Source organism: Endozoicomonas sp. ALD068 (assembly GCF_049310145.1).
Taxonomy (GTDB): domain Bacteria; phylum Pseudomonadota; class Gammaproteobacteria; order Pseudomonadales; family Endozoicomonadaceae; genus Endozoicomonas_A.
Map to the genome: position 1 here is coordinate 4,260,196 of NZ_JBLYNU010000004.1, position 25,573 is coordinate 4,285,768.

At 43.5% G+C, this 25,573-nt stretch carries 33 protein-coding genes; 23 read left to right on the plus strand and 10 right to left on the minus strand.

Annotation, left to right across the window (positions count from 1 at the left end; translation table 11 throughout):
- Positions 1-102 precede the first annotated feature (102 nt).
- From ACO6V5_RS15060 to ACO6V5_RS15100, 9 genes are all read left to right on the plus strand, one after another.
- Positions 103-1,317, plus strand: coding sequence for a glycosyltransferase (locus ACO6V5_RS15060; protein ID WP_422139900.1), 1,215 nt, complete (start codon positions 103-105; stop codon positions 1,315-1,317).
- Entirely contained in the window at positions 1,298-2,761 is a 1,464-nt protein-coding gene (locus ACO6V5_RS15065) for a lipopolysaccharide biosynthesis protein (RefSeq protein WP_422136920.1), read from the plus strand. The genes ACO6V5_RS15060 and ACO6V5_RS15065 overlap by 20 nt, the downstream gene beginning before the upstream one ends.
- Complete coding sequence (locus tag ACO6V5_RS15070) at positions 2,733-4,025, plus strand: polysaccharide pyruvyl transferase family protein (protein ID WP_422136919.1); 1,293 nt, start codon at positions 2,733-2,735, stop codon at positions 4,023-4,025. Before ACO6V5_RS15065 ends, ACO6V5_RS15070 begins: the two co-directional genes overlap by 29 nt.
- 329 nt (positions 4,026-4,354) lie before the next feature.
- On the plus strand, positions 4,355-5,494 hold the full coding sequence (locus ACO6V5_RS15075) for an O-antigen ligase family protein (RefSeq protein ID WP_422139897.1): 1,140 nt from the start codon (positions 4,355-4,357) through the stop codon (positions 5,492-5,494).
- A 279-nt stretch (positions 5,495-5,773) separates the two neighbouring features.
- On the plus strand, positions 5,774-6,217 hold the full coding sequence (locus tag ACO6V5_RS15080) for an acyltransferase (protein ID WP_422139896.1): 444 nt from the start codon (positions 5,774-5,776) through the stop codon (positions 6,215-6,217).
- A 154-nt stretch (positions 6,218-6,371) separates the two neighbouring features.
- Positions 6,372-7,016, plus strand: coding sequence for a polysaccharide lyase (locus tag ACO6V5_RS15085; RefSeq protein ID WP_422139895.1), 645 nt, complete (start codon positions 6,372-6,374; stop codon positions 7,014-7,016).
- Positions 7,003-7,650, plus strand: coding sequence for an SGNH/GDSL hydrolase family protein (locus tag ACO6V5_RS15090; protein WP_422136916.1), 648 nt, complete (start codon positions 7,003-7,005; stop codon positions 7,648-7,650). Before ACO6V5_RS15085 ends, ACO6V5_RS15090 begins: the two co-directional genes overlap by 14 nt.
- A gap of 209 nt (positions 7,651-7,859) precedes the next feature.
- Entirely contained in the window at positions 7,860-8,108 is a 249-nt protein-coding gene (locus tag ACO6V5_RS15095; protein ID WP_422136915.1) for a sugar phosphate nucleotidyltransferase, read from the plus strand.
- Positions 8,109-8,214: 106 nt separating this feature from the next.
- Positions 8,215-8,502, plus strand: coding sequence for a four helix bundle protein (locus ACO6V5_RS15100; RefSeq protein ID WP_422136914.1), 288 nt, complete (start codon positions 8,215-8,217; stop codon positions 8,500-8,502).
- Here the strand turns inward: ACO6V5_RS15100 and ACO6V5_RS15105 are convergent, their stop codons facing one another.
- The gene (locus ACO6V5_RS15105; protein WP_422136913.1) at positions 8,503-8,940 is read right to left on the minus strand and encodes a type II toxin-antitoxin system VapC family toxin; all 438 of its coding nucleotides are present in this window, start codon (positions 8,938-8,940) and stop codon (positions 8,503-8,505) included.
- Positions 8,940-9,197 carry a type II toxin-antitoxin system Phd/YefM family antitoxin gene (locus ACO6V5_RS15110; RefSeq protein WP_422136912.1) on the minus strand — a complete coding sequence of 86 codons (258 nt, stop codon included), beginning with the start codon at positions 9,195-9,197 and terminating at the stop codon, positions 8,940-8,942. Before ACO6V5_RS15110 ends, ACO6V5_RS15105 begins: the two co-directional genes overlap by 1 nt.
- A gap of 231 nt (positions 9,198-9,428) precedes the next feature.
- On the opposite strand from ACO6V5_RS15110, the gene ACO6V5_RS15115 reads away from it, so the two are divergent.
- The 4 genes from ACO6V5_RS15115 to ACO6V5_RS15130 all read left to right on the plus strand — a co-directional run bounded on the left by ACO6V5_RS15115 (position 9,429) and on the right by ACO6V5_RS15130 (position 12,008).
- Positions 9,429-9,569: a hypothetical protein gene (locus ACO6V5_RS15115; RefSeq protein ID WP_422411566.1), complete on the plus strand. Its 141-nt coding sequence runs from the start codon at positions 9,429-9,431 to the stop codon at positions 9,567-9,569.
- 82 nt (positions 9,570-9,651) lie between these two features.
- On the plus strand, positions 9,652-11,079 hold the full coding sequence (locus ACO6V5_RS15120; RefSeq protein WP_422411568.1) for a mannose-1-phosphate guanylyltransferase/mannose-6-phosphate isomerase: 1,428 nt from the start codon (positions 9,652-9,654) through the stop codon (positions 11,077-11,079).
- 428 nt (positions 11,080-11,507) lie between these two features.
- Entirely contained in the window at positions 11,508-11,633 is a 126-nt protein-coding gene (locus ACO6V5_RS15125) for a hypothetical protein (RefSeq protein ID WP_422139893.1), read from the plus strand.
- 111 nt (positions 11,634-11,744) lie between these two features.
- Complete coding sequence (locus ACO6V5_RS15130) at positions 11,745-12,008, plus strand: DUF2442 domain-containing protein (protein WP_317143429.1); 264 nt, start codon at positions 11,745-11,747, stop codon at positions 12,006-12,008.
- An 88-nt stretch (positions 12,009-12,096) separates the two neighbouring features.
- Here ACO6V5_RS15130 and ACO6V5_RS15135 read toward each other — a convergent pair whose 3' ends face one another.
- A complete protein-coding gene (locus tag ACO6V5_RS15135; protein WP_422139892.1) occupies positions 12,097-12,354 on the minus strand; it encodes a type II toxin-antitoxin system Phd/YefM family antitoxin in 258 nt (85 codons plus the stop codon).
- A gap of 214 nt (positions 12,355-12,568) precedes the next feature.
- Between ACO6V5_RS15135 and ACO6V5_RS15140 the strand changes: the two genes are divergently transcribed.
- From ACO6V5_RS15140 to nadS, 4 genes are all read left to right on the plus strand, one after another.
- Positions 12,569-14,130 (plus strand): IS3 family transposase gene (locus ACO6V5_RS15140; protein WP_422133970.1). Its coding sequence is split into 2 segments (ribosomal slippage): positions 12,569-13,031 and positions 13,031-14,130, totalling 1,563 coding nucleotides; the frame shifts between segments, so codons are not numbered across the junction.
- Between the two features lie 81 nt (positions 14,131-14,211).
- Positions 14,212-15,696 (plus strand): mannose-1-phosphate guanylyltransferase/mannose-6-phosphate isomerase, encoded by a 1,485-nt coding sequence (locus ACO6V5_RS15145; protein ID WP_422411913.1) that lies wholly within the window; start codon positions 14,212-14,214, stop codon positions 15,694-15,696.
- Between the two features lie 231 nt (positions 15,697-15,927).
- Positions 15,928-16,089 carry a hypothetical protein gene (locus ACO6V5_RS15150; RefSeq protein ID WP_422411911.1) on the plus strand — a complete coding sequence of 54 codons (162 nt, stop codon included), beginning with the start codon at positions 15,928-15,930 and terminating at the stop codon, positions 16,087-16,089.
- A 152-nt stretch (positions 16,090-16,241) separates the two neighbouring features.
- On the plus strand, positions 16,242-16,538 hold the full coding sequence (gene nadS / locus ACO6V5_RS15155) for a NadS family protein (RefSeq protein WP_422411909.1): 297 nt from the start codon (positions 16,242-16,244) through the stop codon (positions 16,536-16,538).
- Positions 16,539-16,651: 113 nt separating this feature from the next.
- Here nadS and ACO6V5_RS15160 read toward each other — a convergent pair whose 3' ends face one another.
- From ACO6V5_RS15160 to ACO6V5_RS15170, 3 genes are all read right to left on the minus strand, one after another.
- Positions 16,652-16,900 carry an AbrB/MazE/SpoVT family DNA-binding domain-containing protein gene (locus ACO6V5_RS15160; RefSeq protein WP_422411907.1) on the minus strand — a complete coding sequence of 83 codons (249 nt, stop codon included), beginning with the start codon at positions 16,898-16,900 and terminating at the stop codon, positions 16,652-16,654.
- Between the two features lie 197 nt (positions 16,901-17,097).
- Positions 17,098-17,292: a hypothetical protein gene (locus ACO6V5_RS15165; RefSeq protein WP_422139888.1), complete on the minus strand. Its 195-nt coding sequence runs from the start codon at positions 17,290-17,292 to the stop codon at positions 17,098-17,100.
- Positions 17,289-17,573 carry a type II toxin-antitoxin system Phd/YefM family antitoxin gene (locus ACO6V5_RS15170; RefSeq protein WP_422139887.1) on the minus strand — a complete coding sequence of 95 codons (285 nt, stop codon included), beginning with the start codon at positions 17,571-17,573 and terminating at the stop codon, positions 17,289-17,291. Before ACO6V5_RS15170 ends, ACO6V5_RS15165 begins: the two co-directional genes overlap by 4 nt.
- 428 nt (positions 17,574-18,001) lie before the next feature.
- On the opposite strand from ACO6V5_RS15170, the gene ACO6V5_RS15175 reads away from it, so the two are divergent.
- Positions 18,002-19,090, plus strand: a complete 1,089-nt coding sequence (locus ACO6V5_RS15175) for a type II toxin-antitoxin system RnlA family toxin (protein ID WP_422139886.1) — start codon at positions 18,002-18,004, stop codon at positions 19,088-19,090.
- A gap of 43 nt (positions 19,091-19,133) precedes the next feature.
- Positions 19,134-19,430: a type II toxin-antitoxin system RnlB family antitoxin gene (locus tag ACO6V5_RS15180; protein ID WP_422139885.1), complete on the plus strand. Its 297-nt coding sequence runs from the start codon at positions 19,134-19,136 to the stop codon at positions 19,428-19,430.
- Positions 19,431-19,496: 66 nt separating this feature from the next.
- On the opposite strand, the gene ACO6V5_RS15185 is transcribed toward ACO6V5_RS15180, so the two are convergent.
- The 4 genes from ACO6V5_RS15185 to ACO6V5_RS15200 form a co-directional block, all read right to left on the minus strand.
- A complete protein-coding gene (locus ACO6V5_RS15185) occupies positions 19,497-19,724 on the minus strand; it encodes a hypothetical protein (protein ID WP_422139884.1) in 228 nt (75 codons plus the stop codon).
- A 254-nt stretch (positions 19,725-19,978) separates the two neighbouring features.
- The gene (locus ACO6V5_RS15190) at positions 19,979-20,239 is read right to left on the minus strand and encodes a DNA-binding protein (RefSeq protein ID WP_422139883.1); all 261 of its coding nucleotides are present in this window, start codon (positions 20,237-20,239) and stop codon (positions 19,979-19,981) included.
- 1 nt (position 20,240) lies between these two features.
- Entirely contained in the window at positions 20,241-20,474 is a 234-nt protein-coding gene (gene brnA, locus ACO6V5_RS15195; RefSeq protein ID WP_422139882.1) for a type II toxin-antitoxin system BrnA family antitoxin, read from the minus strand.
- Positions 20,471-20,722, minus strand: a complete 252-nt coding sequence (locus tag ACO6V5_RS15200) for a BrnT family toxin (RefSeq protein ID WP_422139881.1) — start codon at positions 20,720-20,722, stop codon at positions 20,471-20,473. Before ACO6V5_RS15200 ends, brnA begins: the two co-directional genes overlap by 4 nt.
- A gap of 83 nt (positions 20,723-20,805) precedes the next feature.
- Here ACO6V5_RS15200 and ACO6V5_RS15205 point away from each other — a divergent pair, with 83 nt between their 5' ends.
- From ACO6V5_RS15205 to ACO6V5_RS15220, 4 genes are all read left to right on the plus strand, one after another.
- On the plus strand, positions 20,806-22,188 hold the full coding sequence (locus ACO6V5_RS15205; RefSeq protein ID WP_422139880.1) for a phosphomannomutase CpsG: 1,383 nt from the start codon (positions 20,806-20,808) through the stop codon (positions 22,186-22,188).
- An 83-nt stretch (positions 22,189-22,271) separates the two neighbouring features.
- Complete coding sequence (locus ACO6V5_RS15210; RefSeq protein WP_422136898.1) at positions 22,272-22,649, plus strand: VanZ family protein; 378 nt, start codon at positions 22,272-22,274, stop codon at positions 22,647-22,649.
- 11 nt (positions 22,650-22,660) lie between these two features.
- Entirely contained in the window at positions 22,661-24,031 is a 1,371-nt protein-coding gene (locus tag ACO6V5_RS15215) for an undecaprenyl-phosphate glucose phosphotransferase (RefSeq protein WP_422411902.1), read from the plus strand.
- A gap of 76 nt (positions 24,032-24,107) precedes the next feature.
- Positions 24,108-25,508: an O-antigen ligase family protein gene (locus ACO6V5_RS15220; RefSeq protein WP_422411900.1), complete on the plus strand. Its 1,401-nt coding sequence runs from the start codon at positions 24,108-24,110 to the stop codon at positions 25,506-25,508.
- Positions 25,509-25,573: the final 65 nt, after the last annotated feature.

Sequence of the window (25,573 nt, forward strand, 5' to 3'; positions counted from 1 at the left end):
TTTTTTGAAAAACCATATCAATTTATTGAAAAGACGCTAATGATCCACCGTATAAAATATACAGCATTAATTACAAAGCACACTAACAACTAAACAATGACTATGAAAGCTATTTTTGTATGTGAACGATTACCAAGCTTGGGCTTCAGTGGCGCTCAAAGCTACAACCTTAATATAATTAATGCATTGTTAGACTGTGGTTATGAGGTAACTGTAATAATAACTGGTGACTACTTTCCTGCTATCTTTTCAAGCAAATACGAAATCAAGCATCCACAAGTTAAAACTAAATATGTAAATGCGGTAAAGATTTTTAGTATTTATCTGTCTAAATCATGGCGTTCATTTTTAAGGCCATTAAAAAAAATAAGTTATTTGTTTTTTGATAGTCATAGTCCTCAAAAAAAAATGACAATTGGTAAGTTTTTATCAAAAAGAGATACCAACTCTACAAAAAAACTGATTACGAAAGAATGCAGCTTAGTTGTTGTAGACACAATATTTAGGTCAGCAATTATTGATGAGCTATCGTCAAAAAAAATATTAATAGCGCATGATGTATTTTTTGATCGGACTAAATCATTTCAAAAACGGGGTTATGAAGTATCACCTAGTATTACAAAGGATAAAGAGATTGGTATATGGAAAGAATTTGATTGTATTGCAGCAATCAATATTGAAGAGATGGATTTAATATCTTCATTAATAAAGAATAAGTCAGTGGTAACCATTTATCCAAGTGTTTCTAATAACACCTATCCGGCATTACGTACTTATAATGGATCTAGTATCTTATATATTGGTGCTAATGCAAACCACAATGTTGATGGGCTTAAATGGTTTTTTAATGAAGTTTGGCCAACCATTCTCAAACAGCATCCAAATATACATTTAAATATTATCGGTTCAGTTTGTGATGCTTTTCAAAGCCCGCCAGAAAATGTCAACTTCCTTGGTCGATTAGATTCCATAGAGGAAATTGCTAAAGACTGCCTATTTGCAATCAATCCGGTATTAATGGGGAGCGGGATAAAAATAAAAATTCTTGATTACTTAGCTTTAGGGTTACCGACAATAACCACAAAAGAAGGTGGATACGGGTATCCGAAGGGTGATCATGTGCCATATATTTGTGTATCAACAGCTAGTGAGTATATCAATGCTATTTCTAGCTGGATAGGTGACCGTAAATTAGTAACTGAAAGAGCAGAATATTGTTCGGCTGTTTTAGAGATTTTTACAAGGAAGTCTGCAGCAAAATCAATGGCTGGTTGTTTTAAAAAATTAGGTTTGAATAGTGACACAGATACGATCTAGCTTATTATGGTCAGCAGTAAAAAATTCTCTAGTCCGATTCAGTGGTGCTATTACTTTTATAGTAATGGCCAGGGTTTTGGAAACAGAACAACTAGGTATATTTTCAGCAGTTCTTGCAGTTTTAGCATTCCTAGAAATTTTTAGTGATGGTGGTATTAGTGATGCTCTTATTCAAAGAGAAAAGCTTAATGATATAATATTAAATACTGCTTTTGCTATAAATATTGTCATTGCCCTTATACTGGTTGTTTCGGTATGGTCTTTTTCAGACAACTTGGCTTTTCTTTTGCCAATGGAGGGAATAACAGAAATTCTTAAATTTGGTAGCCTTGCACTATTAATGAACGCTATTGGCTTTGTACCACAAGCGTTACTCAGGAAAAATTTTAAGTTTAAATGGCTGGCAATAAGAGCAGCTTGGGGTGCTCTAATCAGTAGTGTTTTTGGTATAACCCTTGTATTGGCAGGCTTTGGTGTATGGAGCCTACTGGCTCAGTTTCTATTAATGGCTCTTGTAAATGTGGTACTGGTTTGGAAAGGAGTTGACTGGCGTCCAAGCACTTCTTTTTCGATTACAGAAGCCAAACCGCTAGTTAAGTTTGGATCAAATTTAATTGGAGCTAAAGTACTGGATTATTTTTCAAATAGATCTGTAGAAATCTATGTGGTTACAATTTTTGGGCCCGTATCACTTGCTTTGTATGTAATGGGGCAAAGATTATACAGTCTGGCCATGCAAGTTATTTCTGCTGTGACCGTAGATGTATATATGCCCAAGTTTTCATTGTTAAAATCTTCCCATGAGGAACTTAGCAGTTGTTACTATAGAGCAGTAACTGTTACAGCTGCTATTGGCACACCCATATTTATTATACTAGCTATTTTGTCGCCTGAAGTCGTTAATATACTTTACTCGCATAATGGGCAAGGTTCTGAAAGGGTGGCCTTTTATCTTTCTATTTTAGGTGCAATACAAGTTATTCAGTTTTATAATGGTACTCTTCTAAATGCTATAGGGAGGCCAGATCTCACTCTTAAAATACTTTTAGTAAAAAGTATTGGAGTGTTGACATTAATGATATTTGCCACAGAAGTAAGTTTTTCTGACTTTGTTTTTTTCTACTTCACAGTCCAACTTTTTATTGTACCAGCCAGTTTTTTGATGGTCGCAAAATACTCCAAAACCTCATTAATTAATATTGTTAAAAAAACATATCCGTTTTTCTTAGCTTCCACTGCAATGGCGTTTAGTGTTACTCATCTCAGAGATCACCCGTTATTATCTTTGAATAATTCCCTTCTGAGTTTATTTTTACTTGGAATAATTTCAGTATCAATTTATTTTTTTGTTTTGGTGACTTTCTTTAATTCGAAAGCCAATTTAGTTTTGAAAATTGTATTAGGTGATAAATATTATGGTTTTTCACAATCAAAAAAAAAGTAAGGAAACAAAATCAATCAAATCTCAGATTAGAGAGTTTATTTTGCCACCGCTAATGTTTACTTCGTGGTATTTTTTAAAACGCAAGATAACTCCTATCAAAGTTGATAATTGTGTTAAAAAATTGGTATTTTTCTCACCCCATACAAGCAACCCTTTCGGCTCTAAAGGTGATGAAGCAATGCTTATTGCACTTGTCAATAAGTTAAAGGTTCAAAACCCTGATATCGAGTTAGCAATAGCGGTTGAACCTGGAGCATTTGTTTCTCCTTTGAAAAAGCTTGATGTAAAACCAATTGAGTGCTGGTCTTATCCATGGAGCCTTAAAAATATTTTTGCCCATGTAAAGGATTATGATGCAAGTATTTGCATAGGTGCAGATGTTATGGATGGCTATTATTCTGACATTAAGTCACTGCGGCTTTGGCTAATTTCAGATTTGATGGCTCGACATGGAAAAAAAACAATAATAGGAGGGTTTTCATTTAATTCTTTGCCTGCTACTTTTACCAAACTCTTTTTAACTAAATTTATATCAGACAAAATCATTGTAAATTTAAGGGACTCTTGTTCTTTAAAGCGCTATGATCAAATAGCTCGCTTTGATGCCAAACTCGTCGCAGATAATGCATTTATGCTTGCTCCTACTTTAAGTAAAGAAGTGAGTGATATAAAAAAATGGGTTGAGATACAGAAAAATAACAAAAGAATGGTTGTTATTTTTAACATCCACCCGATTTTAGTTCCTGATCGTTCTAAAGAAAAACTGACCTCAATGATTAACAGCTGTGCACAAACTGTTGACTTTATCATATCTGAATATAATGCAAGCGTTTTATTTGTAGCACATGATTTCAGAGATAAAAACACTGGTGATGTTTTTATGTTGAATGAGATTTATTCCAAGTGTAAGAGTGATAAGAGTTATCTTTCAACAGTATTCAATGATATTCCTGCCTCAGACTTAAAGGGTTTAGCATCATTGGCTGATTTGGTGATTACAGGACGAATGCATTTATCAATAGCAGCCTTAGGCTCAGGCGTACCTATATTAGGAATAACCTATCAAGATAAATTTGAGGGTCTTATTAAACATTTCGAACTTCCAAGTTACGTGCTTGCATCACCAGAGAAGATTATTGACGCTTCATTTTTTAAAAAATTTTGTGAGCATGGGATTCATAATGTAGATGAACTCAAAAAAAATGTTCAATCCAAAGTAGAGGTTGTCAGTTCGCTTTCAGAAAAAAACATACGATTAATTTGAACAGTTTAAATGTTGTCTAGTCTCACTCTTGGTAAAACAGTATTTAAGTTACTAACTTGTGATTTTTAATTTGTAAAATTCGGTTTTCAATTCTGGCTTGTTTAAAGGAGGTGCTACTTTGCTTTGGCAGGCGTAGTTCGTATTGTAGCAAAAAGCAAAAAATACTGTTCTTATTCTCGATTAACTAGTTACAAGTTTTTGTGCTTTAAACCATAAGAATTGCTTAAATCAATTACCCCCCACATATGTCATTCGGTAAATTTATACTTTAGTAATCTGTTATAGATTTATAGCCAGGTTGTATTTCAATATTGGTTTTTTAAAAGATAATGATTTTCTACCAGCTTTTTTCATTTTCATTGCTTTTATTAGTATTAAATGTTGGAATGGTTTTTAATGTCGGTTTTGCAAATCCAATAGAAAAATCCTTCCTACTACTTTCAGCATTGGTACTAATTTTTAGACGGCATTTTGATCATAGAATAATAGCAATACTATTTGTTATTTTAATGATCACTCTTTTTAGTGCGATCCTGTCAGATTACTCTGATTTTAGTTGGATTATTTACGGAAAAGCTTTATTTCAAATAATTACAATTTTTATTTTCTTATCTGCCAGATTAACTGAGGCTGAAATAAGGTTCGTCTTAAAGGTGGTTACCTGGCTACCAACTTTTTCAATACTAATTGGTATGTTTTATTGGGTTGCTTTTGGCAGAAGCATATTTAGTTATGAGTTTGCTAGTGGTTTACCTAGGCTACAAGGTTCGTTAATACCTGCCTATCTTGGAGCCTATTGTATTGCAGGTTGTTATTCATCTTTAAGGTATGCTGATACATATGATATACGTTATCTCTGGTTAGTTTTTATTAATACAGTCATACTTATCTTAACTGGAGGGAGAATGGCGCTATTTATTGGTGCTCTTCTCTGCTTTCCAGTTTTCTGGGGTGGCTTCAAAAACTACATGAATCTAAAACGACTCATAATTATTGCAGCAGCTATATTTTTAATTTTATTTTTGATATTGTTGGGCGATGTTATAATTGGTCGTATTTTTCAAACACATTTAAGTGGCAGAGAAATCATTTGGGATTATCTTAACGACGTACTCGCCAAACATTGGTGGTTTGGTGTTGGTTATGGGCATCAGGCTACAATCCTTCCAGATGAGGTTAGAATTTTAGTGGGTGGAACAATAAGTGCGCATAATGAGTATTTGAGAGTCGCAGTGGAAATTGGATACATCCAAACTATTGTATTCTATTCTCTTTTGCTCCTCGCACTTATTCTCAAGGCTAGGCTGACAGAATGTACTAAGCCCTTTGAAATAATTTGGTCCAGCATATTATTTTTATTAATTTGTATAACTGAGAATGCAATTTCTTCAGTTTCTGGTTTTTTGTTCTTAATTGTTGTTGTAATGACTCGCATGGAACCAATGCGTACTTCTATGCGACAACCGTAAACTATTTACCTCTTGCTAGGATTTTGCAATGAGTAATCAAAATAGAATTAGCTCTCGTAGTAAAAGTGGAGGGGACAAAAAACTGTTTTAAATACTTTTGTGTTTTAAAATTTAATAACCAAATAATAAATATAAACTCCCTCAAAAAAGTCTATTAAAAATTAAAAATCCTTCATAGGTTGGGCTTACTACGAGGCTTAGAGACTTATGAAGCTGACATATTCATTTTTTTGAGTGATTCCAAATTAACTTTATTTTCTTTTAAGAACTTAACGAAAGATGACTCTAAACAAATTCCTTTTTTTACAAAGAGCTTTAGTAAAGCTGAGATTGTTTTGGTATACACATTTTTGGGGAATGAAGATACATAAAACAGTCGTTATATCTATGAGTGCAAAACTAGATAAAACCTACCCTAAAGGAGTCAATATAGGTGAATACTCATACTTAGCATTCCGATGCTCAATCCTGACGCATGATATGACTAGGGGGATTAAAACGAATACTATTATTGGCAAAAACTGCTTTATCGGTGCTAACAGCATTATCTTACCAGGCATAACTGTTGGTGATAACAGCATTGTGGCTGCTGGGGCTGTAGTAACAAAAAATGTACCCAACAATTCTATTGTTGTAGGTAATCCGGCAAAGTTATTACGGTCCAATATCTGTGTAGATAAATATGGAGTTCTCATTGCAGAGAATGATCATTCCACGAAATAAAATCCTATTTATTCTCTCGTCTTTTTTACTATTCACTCTGTATGGTTGCACAAGCACCCTTACCAAGGAAAAGCCTGCAACAGGCTGCCAAATCTTATGGAAGCCTAACTCGGAGAATTTAAGATTCAAAGGTAGTTCCGCATCATCTATTATCATGGCGCTTGCTCCAGATGATTCACCGTCACTAAAGAGAAATGTTTTTAAGGGTCCAAATGATATAGCACAAATCAAACTTACTTTATTTGATCGCAATATAACAGCTGCCAGAATAACCTTTGATATTTTTCTTGAAGATGGATTTGAGTTCAGTCGCGGTGGTCATAAGCTACCACTCGGTTTATGGGGTGGCAGTTTGGATAGCAGATGCCTTGCAGGTGGTTGCCCACCTACAAGGCAAGATGGATTCAGTATAAGGTTGATTGAAAATCAAGGACTCCTCGGTTTATACATATATAACCTAAACAGGTCATCAGGTTCGGATAAGAAAGTATATGGCTCTACTCACATTAGCTCCACTTATATTGAATCTAATCGTTGGCACAAAATAGCTATAGATGTTTTCTTGAACTCCCCTAATAGAAACGATGGTATGTCCTATCTCTGGTTGAACGATAAGCTCGTTTTAATTGTGAGAGACTTGATTTTTAGAAATGCAGATGACTGGTTTATTCGTGGACCACTCCTGACTGAACTATGGGGGGGAGATATTTATCTATGGGGCAGTCAATCACCAAAAGATCAGAGTATTTGGTTTAAAAATTACAGAATTAACAAACTAAATTGCCATGAAGATTTATGATTTAATATTTATTGTTTTGATTACTATGATATCGACTCCCACAGAAGCATATGAAAATAAAAATAATATTGAGATCATTGCTATTGGGACAAGCTTGACAAAGCGCGGTATATGGTTAGAAGAATTAAGTAACGAATTAAGCAAATGTTTATCAGCTCCAGTAAAGCACCTAAATTTCGGATACCCTGGTAGAAACATTGAATATGGTTTAAGTCAACTTGATCTTATTCTTAAAAATAGAGCTGATTTTTTTCTTATTGAATTTTCGGTTAACGATGCCGACCTTATTAAAGGTGTAACGTTTACTAAAAGCAAGGAGCAAACAACAACACTAATAAATAATATAAGAACAACTTATCCTGAAGCCAAGATAATCATGATGAAGATGAATCCTGCTCTTGGCTTAAAGAAAGTAATGCGACCTAGGCTTAAATCTTTCTACGATATTTATGACCAGTTTGCCACGCTCCATAATGTATTTGTGATTGATTTTTATGAAAAATGGGAAAGTATACTTTCTGATGAACTTAAAGAAAATATTCCAGATGGGATTCACCCTGCACCCACCTACGCAGCTAGAGTAATGGTTCCACCACTTTTAAAACTCCTAAGTAACGAAAACTGTACTAATTAGTTCTAAATACATAACAAAATAAAATCATATGTTATCTTGCTAGCAGGCTACAAAAACCCAGAAATATACTTAAAAAACTAAATCGCCTTACACCTAATCTTTACTTTAATCGGTAAGCCTTAATATACCTAGTGTTAAATATTATTCCTTTTATTACATGTCAAGATTGACTACATCATTCATTACCTTGAGTTAACGTAAGAATATCTATGTTTTTAACACCCGTCATCATGTCCGGCGGCACCGGCAGCCGCCTCTGGCCCCAGTCCCGCTCTCTATACCCTAAGCAGTTCCTGCCACTGGTAAACGAACAAACCATGTTGCAGAACACACTTTCCTGGCTTGACGGGTTGGATTCGGTATCGGATCCGTTAGTGATTGCCAATGAAGAACACTGCTTCCTGGTAGCAGAGCAAGTCCGCCAGATGGGGGGCGGTGACTTCGGCCATTATTCTTGAACCTGTCGGTAAAAACACGGCACCCGCCGTCGCTCTGGCAGCCCCGAAAGCTCAATCCCTGTCTGAAAAGTAAGACCCATTACTGCTGGTATTGGCTGCGGACCATGTGATTCAGAATGTACAAGCTTTTCATCAGGCGATTGAAGCTGCATTACCTGCGGCAAGCGTTGGTGTATCAGTGCCATCCAATATTGCGGAAGGTGCTGGGCGGGGCAGCAACAAGGATTACTTGCGCTTTCTTTATATTGCCAGAGGTGCACTCCGTGAATTGGAAACACAGCTTATTATCGTAGGTGAGCTGGGTTTTTTTCCACCTGGAACCATATTAGCGAAAGTCGATGGGCTATTCAGAGTGCTGTCAGGCTTAATCAGCGCCATCAAAAAAACTCAATAACTATTCTCTATTCCCAGCCCAAAACTCCCAAGGATTTAACAATTTCACCCCTGTCTGTTCAAAGTCCTTAATGTTCCGGGTAACGACCGTCAGTTGATGGGTGATTGCTGTGGCAGCAATCATGGCGTCCCGCTCGGATTTTGGATTGGGGATATGTAACCGGGCACAGGTCAGGGCAATCGTGGTATCTAGTGGCAAAATGCGCCCCTCGAAAGCGGGTAGCATTCGCTCGTTCATCCATGCTCTGAGCGACCGGCCCTGCACTGGGTCTTTCCTGTCTTTCAACAGGATGCCCATTTCTATTTCCAGGACGCTGATGACTGATAAATAGAGTTCATTCGGTGCCACGGTTGTGGCCCAATGACTCACTGAAGGATGACCTTTGCCTGCACTGCACTTGCGCAGCTCAGACACAACATTAGTATCAAGCAGGTACATCAGGAAAAATCTTCCGGTTTCAGGAAGTTGTCTTTCAGGGGCAGCGCTTCCAGATCGGCATCCTCCACATCGGGCATCGCCAGCAGCTCGAGTATGTTGGCTGCATTGCGGGTAATCTCTTTATAGTGTTCGATATTAAGCAGGACATGGGTGACGGTCCCTCTGTCGGAAATAAATACCGGCTGCTTGAGCGCAGATCGTTTAGCCTCAGTAACATTCTGGTTGAATGTCCGTGATGAAATGGTCGTTATACTCATATCGAAATCCCTCTGCCCCTATTAACTTTTCACTATCAACTATTCACCACGTAGTAATGTAGCTACATTATTTATGGTTTTCAAAGTTTACAAATAAGGTTTATGTGGCGGGCCACCAGGGCATGGCGGGATCGGCTATTGTTCGTCAGCTGTCTGGACAGGCTGATATAGAACTGATCACCCGAAGTCGTGATGAGTTAGATCTGACCAATCAAGAGTACTCATTACGTTGTGCTTAAGTATGAATTAAAGCTGGATATTAATCTCAATGACTTACCTGATGATCAGCATCAGGATTATCGCTGGTTTAGCGTTGATGAGTTGTTTGCTTCTGACCAAGTGCATCAACACACCAAAGACTACTTTCTTTAATTTTTTTTGGCTGCAGAAGCACGGTGAAAACCTGTGCTAAAAAAAAGTCTGTGCCTCCGTTAACTCTTGGCAAATATCCTCTATGAATTTAATACCCATTATCATGTCCGGCGGCTCCGGCAGCCGCCTCTGGCCCCAATCCCGCTCTCTATACCCAAAGCAGTTCCTGCCACTGGTAAACGAACAAACCATGTTGCAGAACACACTTTCTCGGCTTGATGGGTTGGATTCGGTATCGGATCCGTTAGTGATTGCCAATGAAGAACACCGCTTCCTGGTAGCAGAACAAATCCGCCAGATGGGGCGGCAGACTTCGGCCATTATTCTTGAACCTGTCGGTAAAAACACGGCACCTGCCGTCGCTCTGGCAGCCCTGAAAGCTCAAACCCTCTCTGAAGAGAAAGACCCATTACTGCTGGTATTGGCTGCGGACCATGTGATTCAGAATGTTCAGGCTTTTCATCAGGCGATTGAAGCTGCATTACCTGCGGCAAGCGATGGCAAGCTGGTGACCTTTGGTATCGTGCCTACCCATCCGGAAACCGGGTATGGCTATATTAAGGCCAGTAAAACGTTAACCGGGAATAGTGAACAGGTTTCTCCGGTAGACAATTTTGTGGAAAAGCCAGATTTGGAAACGGCTCAGGACTATCTTGCTTCCGGTGACTATTACTGGAACTCAGGTATGTTTCTGTTTAAAGCTTCTCGTTACCTGGAAGAGCTGAACAAGTACCGCCCCGATATTCTGCAAGCCTGTGAAAAGGCCATGGCGGCTGAAAGCGCTGACCTGGATTTTGTTCGGCTGGATGAAGCTGCATTTCATGCTTGCCCGGATGAATCTATCGATTATGCCGTGATGGAAAAAACCACCGACTCCGTTGTGGTGCCACTGGATGCGGGTTGGTCCGATGTAGGCTCCTGGTCATCGTTGGCTGATATCTGTGAAAAAGATGAATCCGGTAACGCTTGTCAGGGTGACGTTCTGTTACATGATACCCGCAACACCTATGTGCGCAGTGAAAAAAAACTGATTGCCACCGTGGGCGTTGATGATCTGGTGATCACCGAAAGCGATGACGCCATTCTGGTGGCCCATAAAAACCGGGTGCAGGATGTTAAAAAGATTGTTGAACGGCTAAAGGCAGCTAACCGGTCTGAAGCTAAATTGCACCGTAAGGTTTATCGCCCTTGGGGTGCCTATGACTCCATCGATATGGGCGACCGCTTCCAGGTTAAGCGCATTACTGTTAAGCCGGGTGCGCAGCTTTCTTTACAGATGCACCATCACCGGGCCGAACACTGGATTGTTGTGAAAGGCACAGCGCTGGTCACCAATGGCGATCAGGAAATTCTGCTGACCGAAAACCAATCGACTTATATTCCCATTGGTGTCGTGCATCGACTGGAAAACCCCGGCAAGTTTGACCTTGAGTTGATTGAGGTGCAGAGCGGGGGGTATTTGGGGGAGGATGATATTGTGCGGTTTGAGGATACGTACGGTAGGGTGTGATGAGTCGTGGGTGAATGCCGCCACCCGCTGCCCGCCTCACGTTAATCACAAGCGTTTTGTTCTTTTGGTAAGCGGGCACAGGGCAGCGTTTCTTGGCATTAACTATTCCCTCATAAGCCAAAGGTGATTGCTCCCCGCCCTGTCGAGGGTGTTGCAAAACTCCAACAACTCGTTCCCACGCTCTGAGGTTGTCGCAAAACTCCAACGGCTCGTTCCCATGCTCTGAGGTCGTCATTCCCGCGAAGGCGGGAATCCAGCGCCAACGGCGGATCTCTGTCTCGGGGATGACAAGGCCAGGGGGCACCGGGCGGTTTGGTTCTGGTGGTGAGTCAGTGTGGATTCCTGCCTTCGCGTGAATGACGAGAGTGAAGTCGGGGATGACAAGGCCAAGGGGGCACCGGGCAGTACGGTTCTGGTGGTGAGTCAGTGTGGATTCCCGCCTTCGCGGGAATGACGAGAGTGAAGTCGGGGTTGACAAGGCCAGGGGGGGCACCGGGCAGTGTGGTTCTGGTAGTGAGTCAGTTTGGATTCCCGCCTTCGCGGGAATGACGTGAATGAAGCCAGGAATGTCGGGAGTCAACTCGTTCCCACGCTGGAGTCAGTTTTGCGACACCCTCTAAGGGCAATAGATCTCCAACCACTTGGGCGTATAGCAGGAGCTGATAATGATTAAAATTGTTCAGGCTGTTTATCAGACAAGGCTGGAAATAAAGCTTCGCTTTTCTGATGGCAGCTTTGGTGTTATGGATTTTAGTGAAATGTTGTCACATAAAACCAGCCTTACCCTGGCTTTAGAGGATGGCGTTTTTTTTCAGCGCTTCTTTATCGAGCTGGGTGCTCTTTGCTGGCCTAATGGCCTGGAGTTCAGTGCGGGCAGCCTTTATAAAAGGCTGGAAGAATCCGGTAAACTGGTTAAGCCAGCTGCGTAGGAATTGTCCTCTAAATAAGTTGCCTATGGGGCAAATAAGCTTTTAAATTTGCGTAGCTCCGAGACAACGTTGGTATCAAGCAGGTACATCAGGAAAAATCTGCCGGTTTCAGAAAGCTGTCTTTTAAAGGCTCTGCTACCAGATCGACATCCTTCGCTTCGGGCATGGCCAGCAGTTCAAGAATATTGGCAGCATTGCGGATGATCTCTTTATAGTGATCAAAATTGAGCAGGACGTGAGTAACGGTCCCTCTATCGGAAATAAATACCGGTTGCTTCAGTGCCGATCGTTTAGCCTCTGTGACATTCTGGTTGAATGTTCGTGATGTAATGGTCGTCATACTCATTTCGATGCTCCTGTTCATATTTAATACCAATCAAACTTTCTAACTCCCTATTGCGCTGAAGATTTGAGTCTTAATCCTGTGTTGGCGATCGTCGCCTTGTCTTAAGGCTCAAATCTCCATGCTTATCACAAGTATATCCCTCTGTGTCAGAATAGATGTCGCCTCTTTTGATTCATGACTCTCAATAACTGAGAGCATTTAGAAAGAGGCTGTTATGGCTCGCTATTCCAAAGAAATGAAAGAGTCCATTATCCAGAAGATGATGCCGCCAAATAATGTTTCCGTGACTCAGCTTAAAAGAGAAACCGGCATTACTGATGCAACCCTGTATACTTGGCGCAAACAGGCAAAAGCGCAAGGTGTACCCGTGCCCGGTGATGGTAAGAATCCTCAGCAGTGGAGTGCTGAAAACAAGTTCGCGGTTCTGATGGAAACCGCCAACATGAACACAACAGAGCTATCCGAATACTGTCGTAAGAAGGGTCTCTACTATGAAGACCTGCAGCAGTGGAAAGCTGATTTTATCGCAGGCAGCACAAAGCCTGCTGAATCCCGTCAGGTACAGGCCGCTGCCAGACGAGATGACAAGAAGCGCATCCAGAAACTGGAAAAAGAACTCAAACGCAAAGACAAAGCACTTGCTGAAACCGCAGCACTGTTGGTTCTAACAAAAAAGGCAAACGCGATCTGGGGGGAGCGCGAGGACGATTGATTCCTCTCCCTGATCGCAAGGAAGCCGTTGCTTTAATCCAGGAAGCTGTTTCACAGGGTGCACGTAAAGTGAAAGCCTGTGCTGCGCTCAACCTGTCGATACGCACGGTTCAGCGCTGGCAAAAAGATGTAGAACAGGTGCGGGAAGATCAGCGTCAATACGCAGACCGGCCAATGCCTGCCAACCAACTAACCAAGAGTGAGCAAAACGAGATTCTGAAAGTCTGTAACAGCGAGCGATTCAAAAGTAAGTCGCCATGCCAGATTGTACCGACACTGGCCGACGAAGGTGTTTATATAGCTTCTGAGTCAAGCTTTTATCGAGTGCTGAAGGCCCATAATCAACAGCATCACCGCGGTCGCAGTCAGAAGCCCGCAAAGCGGAAGCCAACATCGCATCGGGCTACGGCACCGAATCAGCTCTGGTCGTGGGATATAACATTCTTGGGGTCGCCCATCAGGGGTAAATATTATTATCTCTATTTGGTTCTGGACGTCTATAGCCGCATGATTGTGACCTGGGAAGTCCATGAAAGGGAGTCCTCTGATCTGGCTGCTCAGATGATCCGAAAAGCGTTCATGCAGCATAAGATCAGCCTTAAGGAGCAACCGCTGGTCCTGCATTCGGATAATGGCAGTCCGATGAAGGGGGCGACCATGCTAAGTACTCTTCAGCAACTGGGTGTACAGACATCGTTCAGCAGGCCACGCGTGAGTAACGATAACTCATACTCAGAGTCAGGCTTCAGAACCATGAAATATCGTCCCGGGTATCCGAATCACTTCTCCAGTCTGGAGTCAGCCAGAAAGTGGGTGTACGGGTTCGTAAACTGGTACAACATGGAGCATAAGCACAGTGGCATCAAGTTCCAGACCCCCTACGACAGACACACAGGGAAGGCTCAGAAAAAGGTTCTGAATCGTGAAAGAGTTTACCGTAAAGCAAAAGAGCAACACCCTGAGCGATGGGGAAGCCGTGAAACCAGAAACTGGCAATTACCGGTAGAGGTGTGGCTTAACCCTGAGCGATCAGAGAATCAGCAGCATTGTGATTTAGCTGCATAAGTTGAGGCGACATCTACCTTGAAAGTTACCGATATTAAGACACCAAAGATTATTTTTTAAAAAGACTGCACCTTAAAAATTATGAATTTAATACCCATAATCATGTCCGGCGGCTCCGGCAGCCGCCTCTGGCCCCAGTCCCGTTCTTTATACCCAAAGCAGTTTCTGCCGCTGGTCAATGAACAGACCATGCTGCAAAACACATTGAGCCGGTTGGATGGGCTAAACTCTGTTTCCGCTCCAATGGTGATTGCCAATGAAGAGCATCGCTTCCTGGTAGCAGAGCAGTTTCGCCAGATGAATCGCAAAGCCTCTGCAATTATTCTGGAGCCAGTGGGGCGGAATACTGCACCTGCTGTTGCCTTGGCTGCTTTAAAAGCCAAGATCCTCTCCGAAGATGAAGAACCGCTGTTATTGGTATTGGCTGCGGATCATGTGATTAATGATGTCAATGCTTTTCATCAGGCTGTTGAGGCTGCGTTGCCTGCGGCTCTTGATGGCAAGCTGGTCACTTTCGGGATTGTGCCTGGTCATCCGGAAACAGGGTACGGTTATATAAAAGCCTTGAACGACAGTGAGACAAAGGCACAAGGTTTTTCTTCTGATGAGCAAAAAGAAACCTTTGAGCCTTCGAGCCTTTCTGCTGAAAAAATAATGCCTGTGGAGCAGTTTGTAGAGAAACCAGATCTGGAAACGGCACAGGGTTATCTGGCTACAGGTGACTATTACTGGAACTCCGGCATGTTCCTGTTCAAAGCCTCGCGCTATCTGGAGGAATTGAACAAGTTCCGTCCGGATATTCTGGAAGCCTGCCAGAAAGCCATGGAAGTACAAACTGCTGATCTGGACTTCGTCCGTTTGGATGAATTGGCCTTTAAAGCCTGCCCGGAGGAGTCCATAGATTACGCCGTGATGGAAAAAACCACCGATGCAGTAGTGGTTCCCTTGGATGCAGGCTGGTCTGATGTTGGCTCCTGGTCATCGCTGGCAGATATTTCTGAAAAAGATGAGGTTGGAAACTCCACCCTGGGTGATGTTCTGCTTCATGATACCCGTAACACTTACGTGCGCAGTGAGAAAAAACTGATTGCCACCTTGGGCGTCGATGATCTGGTGATCACCGAAAGCGACGACGCCATTCTGGTGGCCCATAAGAACCGGGTGCAGGATGTTAAAAAGATTGTTGAACGGCTAAAGGCAGCTAACCAGTCTGAAGCTAAATTGCACCGTAAGGTTTATCGCCCCTGGGGTGCCTATGACTCGATTGATATGGGCGACCGCTTCCAGGTTAAGCGCATTACTGTTAAGCCGGGTGCGCAGCTTTCTTTACAGATGCACCATCACCGGGCCGAGCACTGGATTGTTGTCAAAGGCACAGCGCTGGTCACCAATGGCGATCAGGAAATTCTGCTGACCGAAAACCAATCGACTTATATTCCTATTGGTGTCGTGCATCGACTGGAAAACCCCGGCAAGTTTGACCTTGAGTTGATTGAGGTGCAAAGCGGCGGGTATCTGGGTGAGGATGATATTGTGCGGTTTGAGGATACTTACGGTAGGGCTTGATTGACGCCGCCCGCTGCCCGAAAAAGCACAGCTCTTATCTTTTATGGGGAGCGGGAGGCGAACAGCGCCTTAACTATTCATTTTAAACGCTTTGGTGATTACCGGCCGTATTTCGATATACCGGTGTCCTGGCTGGAGTATGATTTGCTTATTTCCCTGATGCCTTGATGTTTGACAATTCGCAGAAATCCTACATTGTGGTACATTAATTACTACAAAGTGGGATTAAATATGGAATTTGTAGAAGCCAGCATATTTACCAAAATCATCACCCAGCTCATGTCTGATGATGAGTATCGAACCATGCAAAAAGCCTTGATTGCACAGCCTGATCTTGGCAGTGTTATCAAAGGTACTGGGGGGGCTACGGAAGTTCCGCTGGAAGTTGGGTGACTCGGGCAAGCGAGGAGGTGTGCGAACGATCTATTACTGGCAGGTCAGTGAGGAAACCTTCTACATGCTGTATGCCTACACCAAAAACCGACAATAAGACTTAACAATTGCAGAGAAAAAGTTACTGTCAGAACTAGCGAGGGAGTTTTGCAATGAGTGACCATGAATTTAACTTTGATGAATTGGTGGAGAGCGTCAGGGAAGCGATCGACATTAACAAAGGTATTAAGAAACCTTCACGGTCGTTCAAATATGAAGAGATTGACGTCTCTGCTATCAGGAAGGCAACGCACCTTTCACAGGAGAAGTTTGCCGCCCTCATTGGTGTGAGCATCAAGACAGTGCAGAGTTGGGAACAAAAGGTGAGAAAACCGCTCGGGCCAGCCAGATCGCTACTTATTATGTTTCGCAACAATCCTGCCCAGGCAATGGCTTTGCTTCATCAATGAGAACGTGATATAGACCTGTTAAATAAGAATTCTCGAAAAAGAAAAAAGATTTTATGCAGGCTGTTCAATGTGTTGCGAGCCATAACGCAACAGCACATTGGTAGCCACAGCAGTCATTGTTCGCCCCGGAATTTTCTGGCGGCTTTGCCTTTGATGGCTTTTTTGGTGTTCTCTGGCGTCAGGGGCAGATGGGTATCAGCGGATAATTTGATGGTGCCAGAGAGATCATCGGAGTTCATTTTTACCAAATGTGCCACACCGTCACGCTCGAAAACCTGTATAAAGTCGCCTGGTTTTAGCCCGAGCTTTTGGCAGATGCTTTGAGGAATAGTCACTTGCCTTTTGGTCGTTAATTTATGCACATCGCACCTCTTTATGTATCTCTTTATGTATAACTACGTTGCAATAGTAATACTATCTGTAGGCACAGATTGTACACAGGGCAAATGTTAGCGCTAACCGCTGCCCGAAAAAGCGGAAAATGATCTTGACCAGCTACAAACTTCGCTGTTTCTGTTGGACGCGTCAATCAGGATGCAGGTATCAGGGAATACTCGTTTCACTGGTTGATCTCCGAACGGTTATCTTCCAGTAATGCTTCAAATTCCACAGGCTCCAGAGAAGGCTGGAAGCGATCAAATATCTCATCAATACTTGGTCTTACTTTTTTGTCAGGTACCTGCAGGATGATTTCTCCAGAAGGAGTCATGGATATCATTAACTCTGAACCTTTTTTTAAATCGAGAATGATCATTGCATGGCTTTCCATGGCTCATTGGTGCATTCCGTGAGATCATTGGCCCGTGCTTTTGACGCCAGCTCGTTCAGGGCTTTACGGGCTGATTGTCTCAGGGCGACCGGTGAGGCAATGGTGACCAGCGCTTCGCCATTGGAAGTGACCGTAACTGGTTGACCTGACTGAGCTTTTTTTAGATAGCTCAACAGGTTGGCTCGTAGTTCACTGATATTGATCTGTTCCATAGTCATCTCGTTTTTTACGTAAATTTTGTACAAAATAGCAGATTCAGAGAACAAGAGGCTTGCTTATTGACGTGATTTAATCCTGTTATACTTGTTGGCCCTCTTTAAGTGATACTGGCAAATTTGACCTTGAACTGATCGAGGTTCATAGCGGGGTGTCTGGGTGAAAAGAAGCCGGGGTCTGGTCTTTCTTTGTACATAACCAGCAATTCTAGTCATACATTTTTGACTTTGAGCACAGAGCGGGGAGTGTCTTGCGGAGGTTGATATTGTGCGGTTTGTGGTCACTTACGGTAGAGTGTGATGGTTTGTGCCGGTATGGTCAGCCGGATCTATGCAGTGAAAAAAACTGATAATCAGGAGGTCATCGTTTTTGGTTATTAGTTAAACTTTCCTCACTATTTCAGAAAGGGTTGCTAAACTTTTGCCGTTCCTTTCTATTAAGTTGTGAAAAAACTAGCGCCTTATTGGAGTTATCGGCAATGAGCAACTACAAAAGTCTGAATTTAAAAAGAGAGTCGATTGATAGTTATATTGAGGAATTTGCAGAATCCAACTCCTTAAGCTTAAGAGCAAATCAAATTGTCGGCAACAAGAGAAAAAGGATTAAGATAGGTTATGTCGGAGTAGATGATGCTATCATCGATCTACATTTGAATAATGATGGAACCACAAGTATTAATCACAAGCTTGGTAAAAACCAAGAACTCGGTGCAAAGCTTGCTAATTTTCTCTTGGAAACAATAGATCCTCATGAGTTTCTTACAGTCAACTACACTCTAAAAGGCATTTATGCTGATGATATTGAGCCCGTCATAGAAGAGGTTAACAACTGCTTTTTGGATAATGGTGCTAATGAGTTTGAAATATCTATTGATCAAGAGAACGATGTACGTAAAGTGTTCAAGATCACCAGTCTTCAGCATCAGGACACGATTACAGTTACTCACTTTAAAACCAGTAACTTGTTAGCAATACAAGGGAAACCGCTGTTTTCATACAGGCGATTAATTTATTTGCTTACTGAGTTGCTTGATCTGGCTGGCTTGCAGGCAGTTTTAAGCCGGACAGAAGAAAATACAGCCCAGATAGTAAGAGCTGAATTGGCCCAAGACTATCTTAAAAATCAACTGACTGACTCGTTTGAATATTTATCCAAAACCATCAAGGAGTTGTTAGTTGCGGGCTGCTGTGTGAAACTTGCATCTCCTAAGCTGCCTGAGTACTCCATGCTGTTGTTTCCTGACCTGAGAGCATTAGAGGGGGTATTAAGATCTATGCTATGCGATTGTGGGATGTATCCTGGTGATGAAAAGTCTGGTTTTGGAGCTTTCTTCTCAGTTGTAGGTGAGAATGTAGCGCTAAAAAAAGAGTTCAAGGATCGCATTGGATCAGTCGATAGGGTAAAGGCATTTGAAAGAACCTATGCGTTTTTCAGGAAGCACCGGCACACCTTATTTCATATGGAAGACTTCACGGACGCAAGCAGGAAAATTGATACGCTCGAGAAAGCTATAGAGCTAAGCAAGGATTGTTACAAGTTAATCAATAACTTATACAGGTTGCAATAATAAAATGATTAAATTTCGCAAGGTCGATAACTCGGAAATAGCAGTGATTACTGCTATTGCTGGATATCATCCTATGCAACATTTAAAAGCATTGAGTGCTGAGCTTAATTCTATTGATTATTGTGGCGTTGTCGTATTTGACCTTTTGGTTTTTAATGGCCAGAGTGATAACCGTTTTGCAACATTATTTTTTAATGGAAAAAGCTTCGACAGAGCATCATTTAAGACTCCAACTGATATTGATCAAAATTTGATAAATAAACAGGATAATTACTTTCGTACTCATCCAGATTTACTGAAAAAGAGTGTATTGTCTTTTTCAGAGCTGAAAAACTTCTAAAAGAAAACCTAAAGAAAAATTCTGGGACAAGGTTTTCTTTTTGAAAGTCGTTAGCCGTATAAAGTTTTAGCCGGGAAGTCGGGATAGTATGATTTTTAACGTTCCTTTGATTTCCCCAACATCTTCCTTCAGGACTGTGACATCCGATTTCAATGCAGCAATTTCTCTATCCTGATGATCAAACCTCCGGAGCATTTCGCCACGGGTATCGCTGGCATATGCGACCCTACCCGTCAGGGTGTCTCGGATATGGTCAAGTTCTGTGTCAGACGTTCGGTGATTTCTCAAGCTCATGCTTTACTCCTGAAAGGTGGCTGAGGGATCAGCGTAGCACACAAAAAGAAATTGGCATTTCGATGAGTTAGTGAATTTTTCCCTTGACTGGCCGGGTTCAAAACCCTTGGGAATAGCGCTGTCATCGCAAGAAATTGGAGGTGAGCTGGTAAATCTGGATGGTGTCCGCAAATGCTGTTACAGCGATTCTGCAGAATTAAAGTCCGAGCAATTAGTTTACCAGCAACACTTATTCCCGATTCTTTCATGACTGGTCATCCAGTCTGTCCAGAATTTTCAGAGCTTCCTTTGCCCGACAACATTCGATGCAGGCTTTTGCCGGATTTTTGGGTAGTATTCGCCAGCTGCTCGAAACCGACCGTGGCATTCACCAGATCCCTCAGAACCATTCGGGCGGCATCGGGCTCACCGTTAAGGAACAGGGTTACGGCTTCGTCCAGAAGAGCACAGGCAAAATCAGGGTCTCGTTCCGCCCGGGCTTGTAGTGTCTGTTTGAAATCCCGTGCTGATGACATACTAACTCCGCCTTCCCTGATCCAGTCTTTCGGCCAGCCAGGTTTTGACCACAGCTTGCCGGGCAATACCAAGCCTTGCTGCCTCGCGATCGAGCGCGGCGATCATCCACGCAGGAAAGTCGATATTGATTCGACGGGTTTCCAGGCCGGGACGCTGAGCGCTGGACCAGTCAATATGTTCATCAATGCTGTCGTGGCCCTCATCAAAGGCCTGGTCAAATTCTTTGGCTTTCATAAGCGGCTATTCTTTTTGGATCTTGAGCGACGTACTGAAATAATTCGGTTTTTATCTTCACGTGGCGTAAATACGGCAGTCCAGTGCTTCTCAGCGTATTTGGCAATGAGTAGGAAAAGAGACTCATCAGAAATCAAGGTCTTGATAATCACTCGATTTTCATCCAGCCAGAGGTTCTGGGCCTGCTCGAAATCAATGCCATGTTTTTCCAGGTTGCCGAGGCTTTTTGCTGGATCATACTCAAACATGATTATTTAGGTATCCAATATATATCTACAGGACACCTTAAATATATGTCAATGTATACTGTTTTTCACTTCTGGTGTTATAGATGAGTACACTTAACTGTTTCAAGGCTTACGATATCCGTGGCCGCATGCCTGATGAATTGAATGAAGCTGTCGCCTGGCGGATTGGCCGGGCAACAGCGGAATATCTAAAACCCAAAACCATGGTGGTGGGGGGCGATATTCGCTTGTCTACGCCTGAGTTAAAAGCTGCTCTGAGTGACGGTCTTCGGGCAGGCGGGGCGGATGTGATTGATATCGGCCTTTGTGGCACTGAAGAGGTTTACTTTGCCACATCGCACCTGAAGGCAGATGGCGGCATTATGGTCACGGCCAGCCATAACCCGAAAGACTACAATGGGATGAAGCTGGTGCGGGAAGAAAGCAAGCCGATTTCCGGGGATACCGGGTTGCGTGAAATTCAGCGGTTGGCTGAAGATGTGTTTGTGGAGCCAAATAGAACGGGCTCCCCGGATACCCCATTAGGTTCTTATCGGCAGATCAGCAACCTTGCTCCCTATGTGGATCACATTCTGGGGTATATCAAACCGGATGAGCTAAAGCCTCTGAAACTGGTGGTCAATGCCGGCAATGGCGCTGCCGGGCATGTGATTGATGCCATTGAGGAACGGTTTAAGGCATCTGAAGTGCCGGTGGAGTTTGTGAAGATTCACCATGAGCCGGATGGTCACTTTCCCCATGGCATTCCTAACCCGTTATTACACGACTGTCGGCAGGCAACGGTGGATGCGGTTCTTGAGCACAAGGCCGATATGGGCATTGCCTGGGATGGGGATTTTGACCGTTGCTTCCTGTTTGATGAAAAAGGCCAGTTTATTGAGGGGTATTATATTGTCGGGCTGTTGGGCGAGGCGTTTTTGGCTCACTATCCCGGTGCGAAAATTATCCATGACCCCCGATTGACCTGGAATACTATTGATCAGGTTGCCAGTGCCGGTGGTGTGCCAGTGTTGTGTAAAACCGGCCATGCTTTTATTAAGGAACGGATGCGGGAAGAAGATGCGGCCTATGGCGGAGAGATGAGCGCGCACCATTATTTCCGTGACTTTGCCTACTGTGATTCCGGGATGATTCCCTGGTTACTGGTGGCGGAGTTGATGTCCCATAAAAACAAGAAGCTTTCTGAACTGGTGGCCGAGCGGATTGCCCTGTTTCCATCCTCTGGTGAGATCAACAGTACATTGGATAATCCACAAGCGGCTATTGATCGCACTCTGGCAATTTATGAAAAGGATGCGGTGGCGGTGGACCATACCGATGGTATCTCTCTGGACATGGGTGACTGGCGATTTAACTTGCGCCTTTCTAACACTGAGCCAGTGATTCGGCTGAATGTGGAAAGCCGGGGGGATGTGGCGCTGATGGAAGAAAAAACATCTGAACTGTTGAGTTTGATTCGGCAGTGATTGTTTTGGACACGGAGGCATGGAGTTTTTCTTTTTAAAAAACTCATTCTCTGTGCCTTTGTCGCCAATAAACAGGGTTGTGAATGGTACGGATTATAGCGGCTGGCTGGCTGGCCTTTGTGGTGATTCTTTCCGCCAGTAAGAGTCTGGGCTATGGCAAATGGGCCTGGGGCAGTATTGAGCATTTTCTGGGCGGCAATTTGCAGATGCATTTTGTCATGGCGTTTATCCTCTCTGCATTGGCACATCTGGCCAGCTCAGGATTCTGGCAACGGGGCTGGTTGTTAATACTGTTGATTATTGGCTGTGCACTGGATGAAAGCGTGCAGTTTTTTTTACCCCTACGAAATTTTAACCCGCTGGATTTTCTCGTAACCTGTATCGGGTTGTTGTTGGCTGCTTTGCCGTTTATGGTAGCGCAGTGGAGAATTCTGAAGAAGAGTTGTACTCCAAAAAGATAGAGTCTACGTAAATGCCTACCTCTTTGTTATCGGGCCGCTCCCGGCTGCCTCTTTTTTCTCTGGTGATTATGGACATAGCCATCGCAATTGGTTGTGCTGAGCTGTCCGAATATATCCGTTTTGAGAATCATGCCACCCATTATGTGAATGCGATGGCCATACAGGCCCTTTTAGTCGTGGTTTTTTCGTTTTTGTGTGATGTTTACTCGCCGTGGCGTGGGCGTAAACTCATTGAGCGGCTCAGCAGAGTTTTTGCTGCATGGCTTCTGTCGTTTATGACGTTGTTTGCCATTTTGGTATTGACCAAAACCTCTGCGCAGTATTCCCGAATCTGGTTATTGATCTGGGGGGTGGGGGGCATTTTCATGGCGCTGCTGACCCGCTTTGTTCTCTATCGTATATTGATGTCGATTCGACGGCGCGGTCGCAATACCCGGCATGTGCTGGTGATTGGCGAAGGCCGTAACTTTGAGGCAATGCGCGCCTATTTTTCCAAAGACAACAGCTTGGGTTTCCGTTTGCAACATGTGATTGAGCATCACAATAATGAGCAGGCACTGGCAGAGCTACAAGAATACCTTGCTGAAAATAAAGGCTTTGATGAGTGCTGGCTTTGTATTCCTTTTAACAAAAACTCTCTGCTTCAGCCGGTGCTGTTCACCCTGCGCCACAGTACCGCCAACATTCGTTACATGCCAGGGCTGCAGGATCTGCCGCTGTTAAACCATAACATTACCAAAGTCGGTGATTTTGTTACCCTGGATATCAGTTGCTCCCCCATGGACAACAGTAACGCTTTTATTAAACGGATGTCTGATATTCTGTTTGCTAGCCTGATTCTGTTGCTGATATCACCCGTGATGATAGGTGTCGCCATTGCCGTGAAGCTTTCGTCACCGGGGCCAGTGTTTTTCAGGCAATACCGTCACGGTGCTTCTGGCAAGCAGGTGAAAGTGTATAAGTTCCGCAGTATGAAGGTACATAAGGAAGGCGAGGGTAAAGTAACCCAGGCCACCAAAGGTGATCCGCGAGTGACTAAAGTCGGTGCCTTTATTCGCCGCACCAGTCTGGATGAGCTGCCCCAGTTTATTAATGTGCTGCAGGGGCGGATGTCCATTGTCGGGCCAAGGCCCCATGCCCTGGCTCATAATGAGTATTACAAAGACCTGGTGGAATCCTATATGAAACGCCATAAAGTGAAACCGGGTATTACCGGTCTGGCCCAGGTGCGCGGCTTCAGGGGTGAGACCGATACACTGGATAAGATGCAGCGAAGGGTGGAGTGTGACCTGGAATACATCAACAACTGGTCGCTGTGGTTGGATATCAGGATTATCATCGGTACCGTGTTTAAAGGGTTTATGAACCCTAACGCCTATTGATTTGACGCTGCCTACCTTGCCCGAAAAAGATAAGACTGAGACTTTTATGAGCAGCGGGCAGCGGATTTAAATAAACATGAAACAAGTTCTTTTTTTAGCATTGCTGGCGGTGATGCTCTGGCTGCCGTTACCCGAAGGCAGCAAGCCCGAGTGGGCGATGGGGATTATGATGATGCTGGTCTTCGGGCTGGCGTTGTTCTGGTTACTGGGTTATGCCCTGAATCGGCTGCCGGTGACCCTTGTTTTTCAGAAAGCCCGCTGGTTTCACGTTGGGTTTATTCTGATCACCAGCTGGCTGTTTATACAACAAACGCCGCTACCGGCTAATTGGGTAAAAACGATTTCCCCCCATGCGTGGGATATTCATTCTCAAGCCAGTTTGGCATTGGAATTGCCTCTTCCCGAATGGCTCCCACTCTCTATTGATCCTTTTGCCACGCTGGTTACGGCCTTGCTGACAATGGCTTATTACCTGCTGTTTTGCCTGTGTCTTCTACTGATTGACCGGCCTGAGAAACTGAAAATCTTTGCCTGGGTGCTGGTCATTTCAGGTATTTTACAAGCAGTGTTTGGTTCATTAACTACGCTTTCAGGTCTGGAGGTTTTGCTGTTCCGGGATAAGCCCTCTTACTTCGGTGTCGCCACCGGTACCTTTGTGAACCGTAACAGTTTTGCCGGTTTTCTGGAGATGACTTTAGCCGCTGGTATGGGGTTGCTGATTGCCCAGCTTAATGAGCGACCTTCCCAAAGTTGGCAGGAATGGCTGCACCGCACCCTGAAAACCCTGATGAGCAATAAGGTAATTCTCCGCACCGGGCTGGCCATTATGGTGATTGGTCTGGTGCTCTCGCGCTCACGTATGGGGAATACTGCGTTTTTCACAAGCCTGATGGTGACCGGCTTTTTGTACGTCATCTGTCGAAAACAGCTGAGCCGGAGTATGGTGGTGCTGTTTGTCAGTTTACTGGTGATCGACATTGCTATTGTCAGTCAATGGTTTGGCCTGGAGAAGGTGGTGGAGCGTCTTGAGCAGACTTCACTGGAACGGGAGACCCGTCCCAATGTCTCCGAAGTGACATTAAATGCCATTGGCGATTTTGGCCTGACCGGCTCCGGTGGCGGCTCCTTCTATACGACACTGCCTTTTTATCACGATGGTAGCTGGAGGGGGTATTATGACTTGGCCCATAATGATTTTCTGCAGTTTCCTCTGGAGTTTGGTTTGCTCGCTTATGCCATTCTGGCACTGATGGTGCTTGCTGCGGTCTGGCATGCCATTGTGGCCATGCGCCAGCGTCGTAATCGGCTGATGATTGGTATGGGCTTTACAGCCTTTATGGGCATTCTGGCCATTATGATTCACTCATCGGTGGATTTTAATCTGCAAATCCCTTCTAACTCAGCGTATTTTATCTGCATGATGGCGCTGGCATTGCTGGCGCGATATTTGCCGACGGTTGGCAAAACACGCAGGTAAAAGATCTCTGGTGAGAGGTTTTTGAATAGGGATAAATCATGAAAGCCCCCGAAGTCACTGAGTTC

Bases quoted from the DNA above. Each gene is read 5' to 3' on its own strand.
- ACO6V5_RS15105 (WP_422136913.1), bottom strand. From the start codon at position 8,940: ATGTACCTGCTTGATACTAATGTTGTGTCTGAGCTGCGCAAGTGCAGT.
- brnA (WP_422139882.1), bottom strand. From the start codon at position 20,474: ATGAAAGCCAAAGAATTTGACCAGGCCTTTGATGAGGGCCACGACAGC.
- ACO6V5_RS15205 (WP_422139880.1), top strand. From the start codon at position 20,806: ATGAGTACACTTAACTGTTTCAAGGCTTACGATATCCGTGGCCGCATG.
- ACO6V5_RS15185 (WP_422139884.1), bottom strand. From the start codon at position 19,724: ATGAGCTTGAGAAATCACCGAACGTCTGACACAGAACTTGACCATATC.
- ACO6V5_RS15215 (WP_422411902.1), top strand. From the start codon at position 22,661: ATGCCTACCTCTTTGTTATCGGGCCGCTCCCGGCTGCCTCTTTTTTCT.
- ACO6V5_RS15095 (WP_422136915.1), top strand. From the start codon at position 7,860: ATGTTTTTAACACCCGTCATCATGTCCGGCGGCACCGGCAGCCGCCTC.
- ACO6V5_RS15150 (WP_422411911.1), top strand. From the start codon at position 15,928: ATGGAATTTGTAGAAGCCAGCATATTTACCAAAATCATCACCCAGCTC.
- ACO6V5_RS15080 (WP_422139896.1), top strand. From the start codon at position 5,774: ATGACTCTAAACAAATTCCTTTTTTTACAAAGAGCTTTAGTAAAGCTG.
- ACO6V5_RS15210 (WP_422136898.1), top strand. From the start codon at position 22,272: ATGGTACGGATTATAGCGGCTGGCTGGCTGGCCTTTGTGGTGATTCTT.
- ACO6V5_RS15200 (WP_422139881.1), bottom strand. From the start codon at position 20,722: ATGTTTGAGTATGATCCAGCAAAAAGCCTCGGCAACCTGGAAAAACAT.
- ACO6V5_RS15110 (WP_422136912.1), bottom strand. From the start codon at position 9,197: ATGAGTATAACGACCATTTCATCACGGACATTCAACCAGAATGTTACT.
- ACO6V5_RS15120 (WP_422411568.1), top strand. From the start codon at position 9,652: ATGAATTTAATACCCATTATCATGTCCGGCGGCTCCGGCAGCCGCCTC.
- ACO6V5_RS15075 (WP_422139897.1), top strand. From the start codon at position 4,355: ATGATTTTCTACCAGCTTTTTTCATTTTCATTGCTTTTATTAGTATTA.
- ACO6V5_RS15175 (WP_422139886.1), top strand. From the start codon at position 18,002: ATGAGCAACTACAAAAGTCTGAATTTAAAAAGAGAGTCGATTGATAGT.
- ACO6V5_RS15190 (WP_422139883.1), bottom strand. From the start codon at position 20,239: ATGTCATCAGCACGGGATTTCAAACAGACACTACAAGCCCGGGCGGAA.
- ACO6V5_RS15165 (WP_422139888.1), bottom strand. From the start codon at position 17,292: ATGATCATTCTCGATTTAAAAAAAGGTTCAGAGTTAATGATATCCATG.
- ACO6V5_RS15085 (WP_422139895.1), top strand. From the start codon at position 6,372: ATGGCGCTTGCTCCAGATGATTCACCGTCACTAAAGAGAAATGTTTTT.
- ACO6V5_RS15090 (WP_422136916.1), top strand. From the start codon at position 7,003: ATGAAGATTTATGATTTAATATTTATTGTTTTGATTACTATGATATCG.
- ACO6V5_RS15070 (WP_422136919.1), top strand. From the start codon at position 2,733: ATGGTTTTTCACAATCAAAAAAAAAGTAAGGAAACAAAATCAATCAAA.
- ACO6V5_RS15145 (WP_422411913.1), top strand. From the start codon at position 14,212: ATGAATTTAATACCCATAATCATGTCCGGCGGCTCCGGCAGCCGCCTC.
- ACO6V5_RS15130 (WP_317143429.1), top strand. From the start codon at position 11,745: ATGATTAAAATTGTTCAGGCTGTTTATCAGACAAGGCTGGAAATAAAG.
- ACO6V5_RS15060 (WP_422139900.1), top strand. From the start codon at position 103: ATGAAAGCTATTTTTGTATGTGAACGATTACCAAGCTTGGGCTTCAGT.
- ACO6V5_RS15220 (WP_422411900.1), top strand. From the start codon at position 24,108: ATGAAACAAGTTCTTTTTTTAGCATTGCTGGCGGTGATGCTCTGGCTG.
- ACO6V5_RS15135 (WP_422139892.1), bottom strand. From the start codon at position 12,354: ATGAGTATGACGACCATTACATCACGAACATTCAACCAGAATGTCACA.
- nadS (WP_422411909.1), top strand. From the start codon at position 16,242: ATGAGTGACCATGAATTTAACTTTGATGAATTGGTGGAGAGCGTCAGG.